This is a genomic window from Embleya sp. AB8, from assembly GCF_049739465.1.
GTDB lineage: Bacteria > Actinomycetota > Actinomycetes > Streptomycetales > Streptomycetaceae > Embleya.
In genome coordinates, this window is sequence record NZ_JBMHHY010000014.1 from 97,284 (window position 1) to 111,966 (window position 14,683).

A 14,683-nucleotide genomic window follows, 5' to 3' on the forward strand; every position below is an offset into this window, starting at 1 on the left:
CGGCAGGGAGATCCGGCAGACTGTGCGGGTGAGTGGAACCGTTTTGGTCCTCGGGGGCCGCAGTGAGATCGGCCTGGCGGTCGCGGAACGACTGGTCGCGCGCGGGGCGCGGACCGTCGTCCTGGCCGCGCGGCGCAGCCACGACCTCGACGCCGAGGAGGCCCGGCTGCGCGGGGCGGGTGCCCACCGGGTGGATCGGGTCGAGTTCGACGCCGACGAACTGGCCACACACCGGCCGATGTTGGACCAGGTGATCGCCCGACACGGCGCGTTGGACGTGGTGGTCACGGCGTTCGGCATCCTCGGCGATCAACGCCGGGCCGAGCTCGACGCGGCGCACGCGGTCGCGGTCGTACACACCGACTACACCGCACATGTGAGCGTGCTCACCCATCTGGCCGCCGTGTTGCGCGCGCAGGGGCATGGCCGGCTGGTGGTGTTCTCGTCGGTGGCGGGCGTCCGGGTACGCCGCGCGAACTACGTGTACGGCTCGGCCAAGGCCGGTCTGGACGGATTCGCGAGCGGGTTGGCCGACGCGCTCGCGGGCAGTGGGGTACGGCTGCTCCTGGTGCGGCCCGGTTTTGTGGTGGGCCGGATGACCGAGGGCATGTCGCCCGCGCCGCTGTCCAGCACGCCGGCGCAGGTGGCCGACGCGACGGTACGGGCGCTGCTGCGCGGGAAGGGCGAGGTGTGGGTGCCGGCCGTGTTGCGGCCGGTGTTCGTGGGGATGCGGATGTTGCCCAGGCCGGTGTGGCGACGGCTGCCGCGCTGAGCGGGCGGGCTGCCGGGGCGGATGCGGGCGTGGGTGCCGGGGCCGGTGCGGGGCGTCAGAACAGCAGGGTGTCGGTGTCGATCGTGGTCAGGAAGTCGTCGAGGGCCTGGAAGGTTTCCCATTCGGAGCGCCCCGAGGCGCTCGCGAGCAGGGCGGTCAGGTCCTGTTCCAGGGCGGCGACCCGTTTGCCCTTCCAGGCCTTGTCGGAGAGGCTGACGAGCAGTTCGTCCGGATCGGTCGGGTTCCACGCCGCGTGGGTGCGGGCGAAGCGGGCGCGGACGGGGGCTACGCCCCGGGCGGTGAGCAGGTCGTAGCCGGCCTGCTCGTGGCACGAACCGGGCCCGGACAACTCCTCCGGGTGCAGGGTCTTCCCGATGTCGTGGGTCGCGGCGCCGAACAACACCGCGTCGCGGTCGAAGTCCAGTTCCGGGTAGGTCGCCGCGACCCAGTCGCACAGCCGACACGCGACGTCGTGCACGATGCGCAGATGTTCGACCAGGCGTGGGCAGGGGGTGAGTTGATCCAGGAGGATGGCCACTTCGGCGGGCAGCGGACGGAGCTTGGCGGAGGTCACGCGCCCAGCGTAAGAGCCCTGCCGGGGCCTCAGGAAGCGGGGGCGACCCGGGCCGTGGTCGGCTGGTATCGCTTGCGCGGCATCGGTGTGGTTGGCCGACGGTAGGGCATGTGTCGGGTGCGGGTGCGGTGGCGCACCACGTGTGGTGGGCCGGCGTACCTGGTCGGTGGATCGGGTCGGTGGAAGGGGACGTATGCGGGTCGGGGTGCTGGGGGTCGGGCGGATCGGGGCGTTTCACGCCCGGGCGTTGGCCGGGATCGAGGCCGTCGAGCAGGTGGTGGTCGCGGACGCGGACCGGGCCCGGGCCGACGAGTTCGCGGTTCGGGCCGGGGTCGAGGCGGCCGGGCCGGACGAGGTGTTGGGCCGGGTCGACGCGGTGGTGGTCGCAGCGCCGACGGCGGCGCATGTCGAGATGTTGCGGCGGGTCGCGGACGCGGGGTTGCCGGTGTTGTGCGAGAAGCCGATCGCGCTGGATCCGGCGGTGGCGCGCGAGGCCGTGGCCTATGTCGAGGCGCGCGGGGCCGGGCTGCAGGTGGGTTTCCAGCGCCGGTTCGACCCGGTATACCTCGCAGCCCGGGCGGCGGTGCGCGCCGGCTCGCTGGGCACGGTGACCCGGGTGCACGCGGTGAGTGTGGATCCTCGGCCGCCGCACCCAGAGTTCGTGCCGACGTCGGGTGGGATCTATCGGGATTCGCACATCCACGACTTCGACATCGTGCCGTGGGTGACCGGCGTGCCGATCGTCGAGGTCACCGCGATCGGGGCGAACCGGGGTGCGGAGGTGTTCCGGGAGCACGACGACGTGGACGTGTCGGCGGTGCTCTTTCGGCTCGCCGACGGCACGCTCGGTACGGCGCACGCGGGTCGGCAGCACGAACCGGGCTACGACGTGCGGCTCGAACTCGCGGGTACGGCCGGGACGCACACGGGCGGCGGGGTCACCGAGGGCGACTTCCTGACCCGGTTCGACGCCGCGTACCGAGCCGAGCTCGCGGCGTTCGTCGACTTCGCCTCGGGTCGGATCGCGAGCCCCTGCCCGGGCGCCGACGCGCTCGCGGCCCAGGCGGTGGCCGAGGCATGCGTGGTGTCGCGACGGGAGGGGCGCACAGTACGGGTGGGGTAGGTGGGTCGGGTGTCCTCGCACGCCGGACGGGCTGATCCGGTCGGGTCGCACCGGCCCCACCCGGGCCGACTGGGCGGCGACCCTGGCAGGCCGGCTCCGCGAAACTCGAAACCCGGAGCCCGAAACCCGGAGCCCGAAACCCGAAACCCGGAACCGATGAACAGGAGACCCGTCCGTGTCCATGCCGAAAGCCGAGAACCTCGCCTGGCTGCGCGGGATCGTCGGGGACACCCCGATCGAGCCGATGGGGGTCGGCGCGAACCGGCTCTACGTGGTCGGCGACCTGGTGTTGCGGGTCTTCCACGACGCCGACCGGCTGGCCACCGACCGGTGGTATCGGCCCGAGCACGAGGCGCGGGTGTTGCGGCTGCTCGCGGATACCCCGGTACCCGCGCCGGAGTTGGTCGCGGCCCGATTCGAGGTGCCGGATCCGGCGTTGCTGACCACGCGCGTGCCCGGCACGCCCGAGCCGCCCGCCGATCCGGCCGTACTGCTGCGCCGCGCGGCCGAGTTGCTCGCCACGATCCACGCGGTGGACCCGGCGGGCGCGGACGTGGGGGAGTACGAGACCTACTACGACCCGGCCGACGACGGTCCGCGGACCGTACCGGCCTGGACCACCCGACCACACGTCTGGCAGCGGATGTTCGCCGCGCTGGCCGAGGAACCCCCGTACACCGCGTCCGGGTTCATCCATCGCGACTTCCACGCCGAGCAACTCCTGTGGCGGGGCGAGGAGATCGCGGGGGTGGTGGACTGGACCACCGGCTGTGTCGGGGCGCGCGGCATCGATCTGGCCCGGATCCGGATCAATCTCGCGCTGAGCCACGGCGTGGCGGTGGCCGAGGAGTTCCTGCCCGTGTACGCGAAGGTGTCCGGTCGGGCCGACGACCATCACCCGTACTGGGATCTGCTGGACGCGGGTGACGCGCTGTTGGACTGGCCGGAGCCGCGCACCCGCGAGGAACTCGTCGGGTGGCAACGCTTCGAGGCGTGGGTCGGGCGGGCGGTTCGGGCGTTGCGGACGGGCTGACGGGCGGACGCACGCGAGGGGCGGCCGACTCGGCCGCCCCTCGCGTCTTGTGTCGGTGGTTCAGCCCACCGACTCCTTCGTGCGCTCCGGCTCGTCGGCGGTCGACTCCTCGGCGGATGCCGCCGGGGTGTGGGCCCGGTTCGGCAGGATCAGGCCGACCAGGACGGTGCCGACGGCGAGCACGATCCCGCCGATCAGGCTGGTGTGCGCGACCGCCTGGGCGAAGGCGTGGTCGGCGGCCTGGACCAGGGCGTGGGCCTGCTGCGGGCCGGCGACCTGGCCCACCCGCTCGGCCGCGGCGAGCGCGCCGCCGATCGAGTCCTTCGCGACGTCCATCGCCTCCGGAGGCAGCTTGCCGCCGACGGCCTTGGTCAGTTCCGACTCGTAGGAGGTGGCCAGGATCGAGCCCAGGATGGCGATGCCCAGCGCGCCGCCCAACTCCACCGCGGTGTCGTTGACGCCGCCGCCCGCGCCCAGTTCGTTCTCCGGGAACGAGCCCATGATCGCCTCGGTGCACGGCGCGACGCTCACCCCGATCGCGACGCCGAGCAGGAGCAGCGGGGCCAGGAAGTCGGCGTAGCCCGAGCCGTCCGAGACGCGCGTCATCAGCAGGATGCCGATGGTGCCGAGCGCCATGCCGGTGGTCACGGTGATCCGCATGCCCAGCTTCGGGGTGAGCCGGCCGGTGATGATCGAACCGACGACCACCGCGCCGGCCAGCGGGAGCAGCCGGACGCCGGTCTCGAGGGCGGTGTAGCCCAGCACGAACTGGAGGTGCTGGGTGAGGTAGTAGATCGCGCCGAAGGTGCCCAGGAAGAACAGCAGTACGGCGAGCATCGAGCCGGAGAACACCCGCTCGCGGAACTTGCGCAGATCGAAGATCGGGCGCGGGTGCCGCAGTTCCCAGGCGATGAACGCGGCCAGGCCGAGGACGAAGACGACGAGCGCGGCGACCGGGCCGCCGGCCCAGCCGAAGTGCGGGCCCTCGATGATCGCGTAGACCAGCGAGCCGAGCGTCACGATGGACAGCGCGCCGCCGACCAGGTCGAGCCGGCCGTAGTCGTGCGCCTTCGACGGCGGGACCACGAACAGCGCGGCGACCACCGCGATCAGCGCGACCGGCACGTTGATCAGGAACGTCGAGCCCCACGCGTGCCGCTCCAGCAGCCAGCCCGCGATCAACGGGCCGAGCGCGATGGCCAGACCCGAGGTGGCGCTCCACGCGGTGATCGCCTTGGCCCGCTCGTTGCGCGGGAAGGTGGCGACCAGGAGGGACAACGTCGCGGGCATGATCACCGCGGCGCCCAGGCCCATCGCGGCGCGGGCGATGATCACGCCGGACGTCGAGTGCACGAGGGAGCCGGCGATCGAACCGGCGGCGAACACCACCAGGCCGGTGAGCAGTGCGCCGCGCCGGCTGTACTTGTCGCCGATCGCGCCCAGGACGAGCATCAGCGCGGCGTAGGGGACGGTGTAGGCATCGATCACCCATTGCAGATCGCGGCTGGACAGGCCCAGGTCGCGGGTCATGTCGGGGGCGGCCACGATCAGCGAGGTGTTGGCCATGACGATGATCAGCAGGCTCAGGCAGAGCACGCCCAGGGCCCACCAGCGGCGTGGGTACGGCCGATCCATCCGGTCGACCGGGGTGGTGGCGAAGACGGACATCGGGACGCCTTTCGGAGCAGGCGGCCGGCGCAGCCGCGGTAATTGCACAACGATGTGCAACTTAGTTGATTGCACAGCACTGTGCAAATATGGTGGAACGAGTCGGGTGAATAGGGCGATTCGTGGGCTCGGGGCGGAGTGTCGGTGCCGTCGGGATCGGATCTCTGGCAGGCTCCGGGTCACCGCAGAGAGGAACGCGCGATGCAGACGAAACCGGAGACCGCCGACGAACGGGCGAACGGGCCCGCGCCGGTGCGGCGGCGCAACGCGCAGTCGAACCGCGAGCGGATCCTGGCGGTGGCCCGGACCGAGCTGATCCGGGACGCGGACGCGTCGATGGACGACATCGCCCGGGCGGCGGGAGTGGTACGGCGCACGGTGTACGGGCACTTCCCCAGCCGCGAGGCGCTGATCGCGGGGCTGGCCGAGGAGGCGCGGCGGGACATCCTGGCTGCCGTCGAGGGCGCGCGGCACGACCGGGACACGCCGGAGGAGGCGGTGGCCCGGTTCGACCTGGCCGCGTGGGAGGGCGGTGAGCGCTATCGGCTGCTGATCAGCTTCGCCCAGCGCAACCTGGGCGACGGCGGGATCCCGGCGATGCTGGCCCCGGTTCGGGCCCGGTCGATCGAACTTATCGAGGCGGGCCAACGAAGCGGCGCGTTCGCCGACCACCTGCCCGCGCCGGTGTTGGCGATAGCCCTGGAAGGGATGTGCGTGGCGCTGCTCCAGGCGGTCAACGCGGACGTCCGGGTGACCGCTGCGGACCAGGCGATCGCGTGCCAGGTGGCCCTGGGCGTCCCGGCCGGCCGAGCGATCGAGATCGTCACCCGGGTGGGCGGCCCGCCGCAGGATTGACCACCACCCGCCACCACCCGAGTCGCGGCGGCCCGGGCGAGGCGGAGGCGGGTCGGGCGGGGTGAGGCGCCCTGGTGCCGGTGTCGCCGCGTCGAGGGCGAGTAATTCGGGTCCTGCGCCGGGGTGTTCGGGCCCGGTCGGGTTCGATGGCTCGGCTCGGCTCGGCTCGGTTTGGCGCGGTGCGGTTTGGCGCGGTGCGGTGGCCGGGGCGCGGGGCGCGGGGCATGGTGGCGGTGCCCGTTGGTGGGCCGGTCCATGGGTCGTCCGGTGCCGGCCCGTGGCGGACGCGCCGGTGGGCGGGTCAGCGCCGGTCGGTGAGCAGACTCGGCAGGTCGTGCATGGACTTGAAGACCGTGGTGCCCGGGCCCGCCAGGAGGTGCGGCGCGATCAGGTCGGTCGTGTAGGCGAACGAGCGCATGCCGGCGGCACGGGCGGCGCGCAGGCCGTTGAGGCTGTCCTCGACCACCACGCAACGCTCGGGGGCGACGCCCATCCGGGCCGCCGCGTGCAGGAACACGTCGGGCGCGGGCTTGCCGTGGGCGACCTCGGTCGCGCTGAAGATCCGGCCCGCGAAGCGGTCGTACAGCCCGGTGCGTCCCAGCGTGTGGGCCATCTTGTCGTGGCTGCCGCTGGACGCCACGCACGTGGCCAGGCCCAGTTCGGCGAGCCGGTCCACCGCGTACTCGATGCCCTCCACCGGGCTCAGCCCGGCGTCCACCTCGTCCCGGTGCCGCCGCTCGAAACCGCGCGTCCACTCGGCGGCGGTCTCGGCGCCCACCCGCTCGGCGATCTGCTCGGCTATCGCGGTCGACGAGCGGCCGACGAAGTGCTCGATCACGTCGGCCGGGGTGAGCGGCCAGCCGTGCTCGGCACCGAGCGCGACATGGACCCGGATCGCGATCGGCTCGCTGTCCACGAGCACGCCGTCACAGTCGAAGAGGACGAGTTCGACGGAGTCGATGTCGGTGTTTTTGTCGATGTCGGTGTTGGTGTCGATCATGAACCGAGCCTATTCGGCGCGGTCGGCCGCGGTCGGCCCTACTCCTCCCGGACCCGGGCCAGCAGGGCGCCGGTGTCCGTGCCGGCCGGCAGCGTGCCGAAGGCGTGGCCGCCCTCGTGGGCCAGGCGCGTCGCGCAGAACGCGTCGGCGGCGGGGCTCGCGTAGCGGACCAGCAAGGCGCCCTGGAGCAATACCGCCATCGACTCGACGATCCGCCGGGCCCGGAACTCCGCGTCGTCCGGATCGGCCAACTCCTTGCGCAGCGCCGCCGCCGCCGCGGCCAGCCGCGAATCCGCTCCGACGGCCGGCTCCACCTCGGCGAAGTACGCGTCCACGCACGCCGGTTCACGGGCCATCGCACGCAACGCGTCGAGCGCGGCGACATTGCCCGAGCCCTCCCAGATCGACACCAGCGGTGCCTCGCGATACAGCCTGGGCAGTCCCGACTCCTCGACGTAGCCGTTGCCGCCCAGGCATTCCAGTGCCTCGGCCGCGTGCGCCGGACCGCGCTTGCACACCCAGTACTTGGACACCGCGACCGCGATCCGCCGAAACGCCGCCTCGTCCCGATCCCCGCGCAGCGCACGATCGGCGGCGCCCGCGAGCCGGATCGCCACCGTGGTCGCCGCCTCCGACTCGATCACCAGGTCGGCCAGCACATTGCGCATCAGCGGCTGATCGATCAGCGCCGCCCCGAACGCCCGCCGGTGCGCGGCGTGATGGGTGGCCCGGACCGCGCCGACCCGCATCCCGCAGGCCGCGCCGATCACACAGTCGAGCCGAGTCGCGTTGACCATCTGCACGATGGTCCGCACGCCGTCGCCCTCGGCGCCGACCAGCCGGGCGTACGCGTTGTCGTACTCGATCTCCGCCGACGCGTTGGACCGGTTGCCGAGCTTGTCCTTGAGCCGCATCAGATGGAACGTGTTGCGGGTGCCGTCCGGCAGTACGCGCGGGAGCAGGAAGCAGGACAACCCGCCCGGTGCCTGGGCCAGGGTCAGGAACAGGTCGGACATCGGCGCGGAGGTGAACCACTTGTGCCCGGTCAGCCGGTACGACCCGTCCGCCGACGGCACCGCGCGGGTGGTGTTGGTGCGTACGTCCGAGCCGCCCTGCTTCTCGGTCATCGACATGCCCGCGAGCAGGCCGCGCTTGGCGGTCGGCTCGCGCAGGCCGGGGTCGTACGCCCGAGCGGCCAGCAACGGCTCGTACGACCGGGCCAGTTCGGGTTCGGTGCGAAGCGCCGGGATGGCCGCGTAGGTCATCGACAGCGGGCACATGTGGCCCGCCTCGACCTGACCCCACGCGTACAACTTCGCGGCGCGGGCGACATGCGCGCCCGCGCGGTCCTCGCGCCACGGGCTCGCGTGCAGCCCGTGTTCGACCGCCACGGTCATCAACTCGTGCCAGGCCGGGTGGAACTCGACCTCGTCGATCCGGTGGCCGGTGCGGTCGTGGCTGCGCAGCACCGGCTCGTGTTCGTTGGCCAACCGGCCCCACTCCTGGGCGGGTTCGGCCCACGCGCGCAGGCCCAGAGCGCGGACCTCGGCCTCGGCCCAGCCGGCACCCTCGCGGTGCAGCGCCGCGTGGAGCGCGGGATCGGCGGCGGCGTCCCGGGGGGTCGGAGCCGGGACCTGGTTGGTGACCTCGTGCGTCGACGACATGTCCGGCAGTCAAGCAGTGCTACGCGCCGGTAACAAGGGTGTGCGGGCCGCTGCCCGGCCCGTGTCGCACCGAGCCGCGTCGCTAGGCTCGGACCATGGCCACCGTTGTCGAACTGACCTTCTATCCCATCAAGGGTTGCGCCGGGACCTCGGTGGCGCGGGCGTTGCTGACCCCGGCCGGATTGGCCCACGATCGGGCCTTCATGGTGGTCGACCGGGAGGGTGTCTTTCGCACCCAGCGTCGGGACCCGTTGCTCGCGTCGATCCGGCCGGAGATCGACGCCGCCGGCGACCGGATGACGCTGTACCGGCCCGGCATCGATCCGGTGACCTTCGACGTGGACACCGACGGCCCGCGCCGGGAGGTGGACCTGTTCGGCAATCCGTTCCGGGGGATCGACCAGGGTGATTTGGTGGCCGAGTGGTTGTCCGAGGCGCTGGGCGCGGACCGCCGGCTGGTCCGGGTGCCGCCCGAGCACGACCGGGTGACCGACGGCGCGATCCCGGGCACCGCCGGATACGCGGACAGCTCGCCGCTGCACGTGGTTTCCCGGGCCTCGCTCGATCTGCTCAACAAGCGCCTGGTGGAGCGTGGCGAAGTGCCGCTGCCGATGACCCGGTTCCGGCCGAATCTGGTGGTCGAGGGTTGGACCGACCCGCACACCGAGGACCGGATCCGGCGGATCACGGTCGGCGGCGCCGAACTGGGCTACGCCAAACTGGCGATCCGCTGTGCGGTGACCATGGTCGACCAGCGCACCGGGGCCAAGACCGGACCGGAGCCGCTGCGGACGTTCGCCGACTACCGCCGCGCCGCGCCGGGCGGGGTGGCGTTCGGCGGCAAGTTCGCCGTGTTGCGCCCGGGGGAGTTGGCGGTGGGCGACGAGTTGATCGTCACCGAGTGGGGCGCGTCCGAGCTGTAGCGGCGAGGCGGGTCAGGTCGGGTCGGCCCGACCGGGCAGCAGGACGACGCCGATGAAGCGCGCGGTGCCCGACCCGTCGTTTCGGTAGGTGTGCGCGCGGTCGGCCGCGAAGCGGGCACACGCGCCGGCCGGGACCTCGACCCGGTCGCCCGCCACATCCAGCGTGAGGGTGCCGTCGAGCACGGTGACCAACTCGCGCACGCCCACCCCGTGGGCAGCGCTGACGTGCGCGTCGCCCGGGGCCAGCGTCCAGCGCCACAGCTCGGCCGACACGGGCGGGTCGCTGCCGATCAACAGGTCGCCGTGGCCGCCGTGTTCGCCCTGCCACAACCGGGTGCCGCCGCCCGCCGGGACCACCTCGACGAGCGGCGCGGGGGTCGCGTCGACCAGGCCGGTGAGCGGCAGGCCGAGTGCGTCGGCGATCCGGGCCAGGGTGAGGACGCCGGGGTTGCCCCGGCCCTGCTCGACCCCCACGAGCGCGCCCTTGCTCAGCCCGCTGCGTGCTGCGAGCGCGTCGAGCGACCAGCCGTGCGCGGTGCGCGCGGCGCGCACGTTGGCCGCGATCGCGCGGCTGACGGCGGGTTGACCGGGTTGATCGGGGTCGGCCGCGCGGTCATTATTCTGCTCCATGCGGTCTACTCTAGTGGGCCAAGGCCCGCCCGGGTCGACATCTCGCGGAGGAGAACCCGAACGTGCTCACGTCCATCACGATCGATCCGGCCGTCCACGCGCTGCGCCCCGACGCGGTGGTGCTCGCGCTGGTCGCCACCGGGCTGCCCGGCGGTCCGAGCGACGACGGCTCGCGGGCCGCGCTGGCCGAGGCGACCGCGTCGTTGCCCGCGACCCCGCCCGAGGAGCATCCGAACGTGGTCGCGTGGCGTGCGGCGTACCGGGCCTTCGGGGCCAAGCCGCAGCGCACCCGCTGCTCGGTGGAGGCGCTGATGCGACGCGGCGGGCTGCCCGAGGTCAACCGCCTGGTCGACCTCTACAACGCGGTCTCGGTGCGCCATGTGCTCCCGGTCGGCGGCGAGGATCTGTCCCGCTATCGCGGCGCGGCCCGGCTGATCCGGGCCGAGGGCACCGAGCCGTTCGAGGTACTGGAGGCGGGAGAGCCGGCGATCGAGCATCCCGCGCCGGGCGAGGTGGTGTGGTGCGACGACGAGGGGGTCACCTGCCGCCGGTGGAACTGGCGGCAGTGTGTGCGCACGCGGATCACCGAGCACACCACCGAGGCACTGTTCCTGTTCGAACGGCTCGCGCCGATGACGTTGGACGCGTTGCACGAGGCGGGCGAGGACCTGACCGGGCGACTGCGCGAGTTGTCCCCGGCGGTCCGGATCGACAGCCGCCTGGTCGGCGTCTGAAGCGCCGGGAGCAGGGCCTCAGGCCAGTGGGCCGACGTATACCCACGCACCGTCGGAGCGTACGAAGCGGCTGTGTTCGCGCAGCGTGCCGCGCTGCCCGCGGTCCAGGTAGGTCGCGGTGAACTCGACGGTGCCCTCCTGGTGGAACGGGCCGCCGGCGGTGCTCGTGTGCACCTCCAGGCCCACCCACCGGGTGCGGTCGTCCAGGTCGAGCCGGTCCGGCCGGGTGTCGGGATGCCACGTGCGCAGCAGATACGCCTCGTCGTGGACGGCGAACGCGCTGTAGCGCGAGCGCATCAGCAGTTCGGCGGTGGGCGCGGCGGAGCCGGCGTGCCGGGCGCCGCAACATTCCCGGTAGGTCGCGGGCAGGCCGCACGGGCAGGGCGAGGCGGCGGTGACGGCGTCCGGTCGGGGCCGCTGGGTGCGTCGGGACATGCCCCCGATTGTCGCCCACCCGGCGGCCGTCGCGCGGCGCGGGCCGGCTCGGCAGGTGGTCGCGGGCGTCGACGCCTGCGGGCCGAGTCGGGTTCGGCGGGCGCGACTCCGGGCCACCCGGCCGCCGTTGCCCGTTGCGGACTGCGTGGCCGGGTGGTCGGGAGCGGGTGGTGTGCGGTCCGAGTCGGGTTCGCCGGGCGTGCCTCCGGCCTGCCCGGCCGCCGTCGGGTGGCGTGGGCTACCTGGCCGGGCGGTCGAGGGCGTGCGTGGTGTGCGGGCCGAGTCGGGTTCGGCAGGCGCGACTCCGGCCTGCCCGGCTGCCGTTGGCTGGTGTGGGCTACTTGGCCGGGCGGTCCAGTGCGGCCGCGGCCGCGGCCACCGATCCCGGTTCGGCGGGGAGGAGCGGGAGTCGTACGGCGGCGCTGGGGATTCGGCCCTGCGCGTGCAGGACGCCCTTGAGCACGGTCGGGTTGGGCTCGGTGAACAGCGACGCGGACACGCTCGCGAGGGCGTGTCCGGCGGCCCGGGCCCCGGTCGCGTCGCCCGCGTGCCACGCGTGGACGAGGGCGACGAAGCGTTCGGTGGCCAGATGCGCCGAGGCCAGGATGCCGCCGGCGGCGCCGAGCGCGAGCAGCGGCGAGACATAGAGGTCGTCGCCCGCCCAGACCGCGAAGTCGGCCGGTTGCGCGGCCAGTAGCTCGATGCTGTCCTGGTCGACCGAGCCGACGGCGTGCTTGACGCCGGCCACGCCCGGGATCCGGGCCAGCCGCAGCAGGGTCTGTGCGCTCAGCGTGCGGCCGGTGCGGTACGGGATGTTGTAGACGATCAGCGGTGCGGGACTGTCCGCGGCCAGTCGGGCGAAGTGCGCGACCACGCCGGTCTCCGACGGCCGGGTGAAGTACGGCACCGGGGTCAGGAAGCCGGCGATCTCGGGGCGGTCGCGGTAGTCGGCGAGGTCTCGGACGCTGCCGCGCGTGTCGTTGCCGCCCGCGCCGACGATCAGCGCCGCGTCGTGTTCGCGACACACCCGGGCGCACACCTCGACCACGTCCCGCTTTTCCGCCGCGTCCAGGGTGGCCGGTTCGCCGGTGGTGCCGAGTGCGACCAGGCCGGCCGCGCCGGCGGCCAGGACCTCGTGCGCCAGGCCGGCCAGCGCGTCGAGGTCGACGTGTTCGCCGTCGGCGCTGAAGGGGGTCACGAGCGGGACCAGGAGTCCGCGCGTGGGCAGGGTCGAGGGTCGCGGGGTCGCCGCCGGGTTGGCCATGGCTCCGACCCTTGCGCACCCGGGCGGGTCGGGCCACCGGTTTTAGGCCGGCCGGCCCGGTGTGGTCGGCGCCAGACACGGACCGGGCAGCAGGTCGCGGATCATCGCCTCCCACTCCTCGGTGCTCGGCGGCGCGTCGGTGAGCAGGGCCTGGATCAGCAACCCGTCCAAGGCGCCGACGAAGACCCGGACCCGGACCGGGTCGACGGTGAAGCGCCGGGCGAAGTCGGTGACTGCGGCCATCCAGTGGTCGGTGGACTCGCGCAGTTCCGGCCGGCGCGCGGCGAGCAGGAACAGCTCGTATTCGGCCACCAGTCGGCCGGGCGACGTGCAGATGTGCCGGAGCTGCTCGGCCAGCGCCCGCCGCGGATCGCCGGGAGCGGCGGCGATCGCGCGCACATTGCTCGCGTCCTCGGTCATGCACGAGGTCAGCGCGGCGGTGAGCAGGTCGTCGACGCCCGCGAAGTAGTACGTGGAGGCGCTGGTGGGCAACCCCGCCTCGCGCGAGACGGTGCGGTGGCTGACCCCGGCCGCGCCGTCGCGTTCGACCACCCGCAGGGTGGCCTCGATCAGCGCGCGACGGCGGCGTTCGCCCTTGGCCCGACGGCCGTCGACGGCCCCCTCGAGGTCCCGGAGGCCCACGGTTTCCTCGGTCAGTGGGGTTCACCTTCTCGTACGGGCGGGGCGGCGGTCGGCGAACCGGCGAGTGCGACGGTGCTCGCGCGCGGCGCGGTGCGGCGCAATACACGGTATCCGCCGAGGGCGACCGCGCCGGCGAGCAGGGCTGCGCCGACCGCGACGCCGAATCCGGCCCGGGCGCCGAAGTGGTCGACGCACATCCCGGACAACGACGAGCCGGCCGCGACGCCGATGCCGATCCCGGTGGTGGTCCAGGTCATGCCCTCGGTCAACCGGGCGGGCGGGACCAGGCGTTCGACCAGGCTGACCGTGATGATCATGGTGGGCGAGATGGACAAGCCGGCCACGAACACGGTTGCCGCGAGCGCGGGCAGACTGCCGACCAGGAGCAGTGGGAGTACGGTGACGGCCGTCACGCCGACGCTGATCAGCAACATCCGGGGCAGCGGGGCGGCGAACTTGAACGCGCCGAACGCGATTCCGGCGATACACGAGCCGGCCGCGTAGGTGGCCAACACGAAGCTGGCCGCGCCGCGTTGCCCGTGCTCCTCGGCGAAGGCGATGGTGACCACGTCGACCGTGCCGAAGATGGCGCCGATCGCGATCAGGGTGACCACGAGCACCTGCAGGCCCCGGATGCGCATCACCGAGGTGGACTTGCCGGCGACGCGCGGGTGGGCCGGCGGTTCGGTGCCGCGCTGCATGGTGAACAGCAGTACGCCGATGGTGAAGAAGACGATCGCGGCCAGCGGGCCGGCCTCGGGGAAGGCCGCGACGGAGAGCTGGACGGCGATGATCGGGCCCAGGATGAAGCACATTTCGTCCACCACGGACTCGAACGAGAACGCGGTGTGCAGGTGCGGCGAACCCCGGTAGAGCACCAGCCAGCGGGAGCGGACCATCGCCCCCATGCTCGGCATGCAGCCGGCCGGCAGCGCGCACCCGAACAGGGTCCAGTTCGGCGCGTCGTAGCGGGCGCACAGGAGCAGCGCGCCCATCGCCAGGACACTGACGCCGGTGGCCGGGACCAGCACGCGGCTTTGCCCGTATCGGTCCACGAGCCGGGATATCTGCGGCGCGATCAGCGCGGTGGCCAGGGCGAACGTGGCGGCCACCGCGCCGGCCAGGCCGTATTCGCCGCGCAGCTCGGACAGCATGGTGACGATGCCGATGCCGGTCATCGAGATGGGCATGCGGGCGATGAAGCCGGCTGCCGAGAATCCCTTGGCGCCGGGCGCGGTGAAGATGTCTCGGTAGGGGTTGCGCACGGGAGTTCCCGTCGATAGAAAAGAGAAAGTGGGACGTTCGTTCCAGTTTTCTATCACGGTGTGTGCGCTGCGCCAAACGGGTTGCCTCCGGGCCGATTTCG

15 protein-coding genes are annotated in these 14,683 nt (G+C 72.9%); 6 read left to right on the forward strand and 9 right to left on the reverse strand.

What is annotated here, in order from left to right:
- Positions 1–28 precede the first annotated feature (28 nt).
- A complete protein-coding gene (locus tag ABIA38_RS21870) occupies positions 29–772 on the forward strand; it encodes a decaprenylphospho-beta-D-erythro-pentofuranosid-2-ulose 2-reductase (RefSeq protein WP_424640430.1) in 744 nt (247 codons plus the stop codon).
- Between the two features lie 55 nt (positions 773–827).
- On the opposite strand, the gene ABIA38_RS21875 is transcribed toward ABIA38_RS21870, so the two are convergent.
- Positions 828–1,346: an HD domain-containing protein gene (locus tag ABIA38_RS21875; RefSeq protein WP_424640431.1), complete on the reverse strand. Its 519-nt coding sequence runs from the start codon at positions 1,344–1,346 to the stop codon at positions 828–830.
- Positions 1,347–1,539: 193 nt separating this feature from the next.
- Between ABIA38_RS21875 and ABIA38_RS21880 the strand changes: the two genes are divergently transcribed.
- Positions 1,540–2,469, forward strand: a complete 930-nt coding sequence (locus ABIA38_RS21880) for a Gfo/Idh/MocA family protein (protein ID WP_424640432.1) — start codon at positions 1,540–1,542, stop codon at positions 2,467–2,469.
- A gap of 181 nt (positions 2,470–2,650) precedes the next feature.
- The gene (locus tag ABIA38_RS21885) at positions 2,651–3,502 is read left to right on the forward strand and encodes a phosphotransferase family protein (protein WP_424640579.1); all 852 of its coding nucleotides are present in this window, start codon (positions 2,651–2,653) and stop codon (positions 3,500–3,502) included.
- A gap of 60 nt (positions 3,503–3,562) precedes the next feature.
- Here ABIA38_RS21885 and ABIA38_RS21890 read toward each other — a convergent pair whose 3' ends face one another.
- Positions 3,563–5,170, reverse strand: coding sequence for an MFS transporter (locus ABIA38_RS21890; protein ID WP_424640433.1), 1,608 nt, complete (start codon positions 5,168–5,170; stop codon positions 3,563–3,565).
- A 201-nt stretch (positions 5,171–5,371) separates the two neighbouring features.
- On the opposite strand from ABIA38_RS21890, the gene ABIA38_RS21895 reads away from it, so the two are divergent.
- Positions 5,372–6,025 (forward strand): TetR/AcrR family transcriptional regulator, encoded by a 654-nt coding sequence (locus tag ABIA38_RS21895; protein ID WP_424640434.1) that lies wholly within the window; start codon positions 5,372–5,374, stop codon positions 6,023–6,025.
- A gap of 301 nt (positions 6,026–6,326) precedes the next feature.
- Here the strand turns inward: ABIA38_RS21895 and ABIA38_RS21900 are convergent, their stop codons facing one another.
- Entirely contained in the window at positions 6,327–7,025 is a 699-nt protein-coding gene (locus tag ABIA38_RS21900) for an HAD family hydrolase (RefSeq protein ID WP_424640435.1), read from the reverse strand.
- A 38-nt stretch (positions 7,026–7,063) separates the two neighbouring features.
- On the reverse strand, positions 7,064–8,689 hold the full coding sequence (locus ABIA38_RS21905; protein ID WP_424640436.1) for an acyl-CoA dehydrogenase family protein: 1,626 nt from the start codon (positions 8,687–8,689) through the stop codon (positions 7,064–7,066).
- A gap of 95 nt (positions 8,690–8,784) precedes the next feature.
- Between ABIA38_RS21905 and ABIA38_RS21910 the strand changes: the two genes are divergently transcribed.
- The gene (locus ABIA38_RS21910; protein WP_424640437.1) at positions 8,785–9,612 is read left to right on the forward strand and encodes an MOSC domain-containing protein; all 828 of its coding nucleotides are present in this window, start codon (positions 8,785–8,787) and stop codon (positions 9,610–9,612) included.
- 12 nt (positions 9,613–9,624) lie between these two features.
- On the opposite strand, the gene ABIA38_RS21915 is transcribed toward ABIA38_RS21910, so the two are convergent.
- Positions 9,625–10,242 carry a helix-turn-helix domain-containing protein gene (locus ABIA38_RS21915; RefSeq protein ID WP_424640438.1) on the reverse strand — a complete coding sequence of 206 codons (618 nt, stop codon included), beginning with the start codon at positions 10,240–10,242 and terminating at the stop codon, positions 9,625–9,627.
- A gap of 62 nt (positions 10,243–10,304) precedes the next feature.
- On the opposite strand from ABIA38_RS21915, the gene ABIA38_RS21920 reads away from it, so the two are divergent.
- Positions 10,305–10,976, forward strand: coding sequence for a B3/B4 domain-containing protein (locus ABIA38_RS21920; protein WP_424640439.1), 672 nt, complete (start codon positions 10,305–10,307; stop codon positions 10,974–10,976).
- 18 nt (positions 10,977–10,994) lie between these two features.
- Here ABIA38_RS21920 and ABIA38_RS21925 read toward each other — a convergent pair whose 3' ends face one another.
- The 4 genes from ABIA38_RS21925 to ABIA38_RS21940 all read right to left on the reverse strand — a co-directional run bounded on the left by ABIA38_RS21925 (position 10,995) and on the right by ABIA38_RS21940 (position 14,582).
- Entirely contained in the window at positions 10,995–11,411 is a 417-nt protein-coding gene (locus ABIA38_RS21925; protein WP_424640440.1) for a YchJ family protein, read from the reverse strand.
- A gap of 337 nt (positions 11,412–11,748) precedes the next feature.
- Positions 11,749–12,675 carry a 4-hydroxy-tetrahydrodipicolinate synthase gene (gene dapA / locus ABIA38_RS21930; RefSeq protein WP_424640441.1) on the reverse strand — a complete coding sequence of 309 codons (927 nt, stop codon included), beginning with the start codon at positions 12,673–12,675 and terminating at the stop codon, positions 11,749–11,751.
- Between the two features lie 42 nt (positions 12,676–12,717).
- Positions 12,718–13,317: a TetR/AcrR family transcriptional regulator gene (locus tag ABIA38_RS21935; RefSeq protein ID WP_424640442.1), complete on the reverse strand. Its 600-nt coding sequence runs from the start codon at positions 13,315–13,317 to the stop codon at positions 12,718–12,720.
- Between the two features lie 11 nt (positions 13,318–13,328).
- Positions 13,329–14,582: an MFS transporter gene (locus tag ABIA38_RS21940; RefSeq protein ID WP_424640443.1), complete on the reverse strand. Its 1,254-nt coding sequence runs from the start codon at positions 14,580–14,582 to the stop codon at positions 13,329–13,331.
- Between the last annotated feature and the right edge of the window lie 101 nt (positions 14,583–14,683).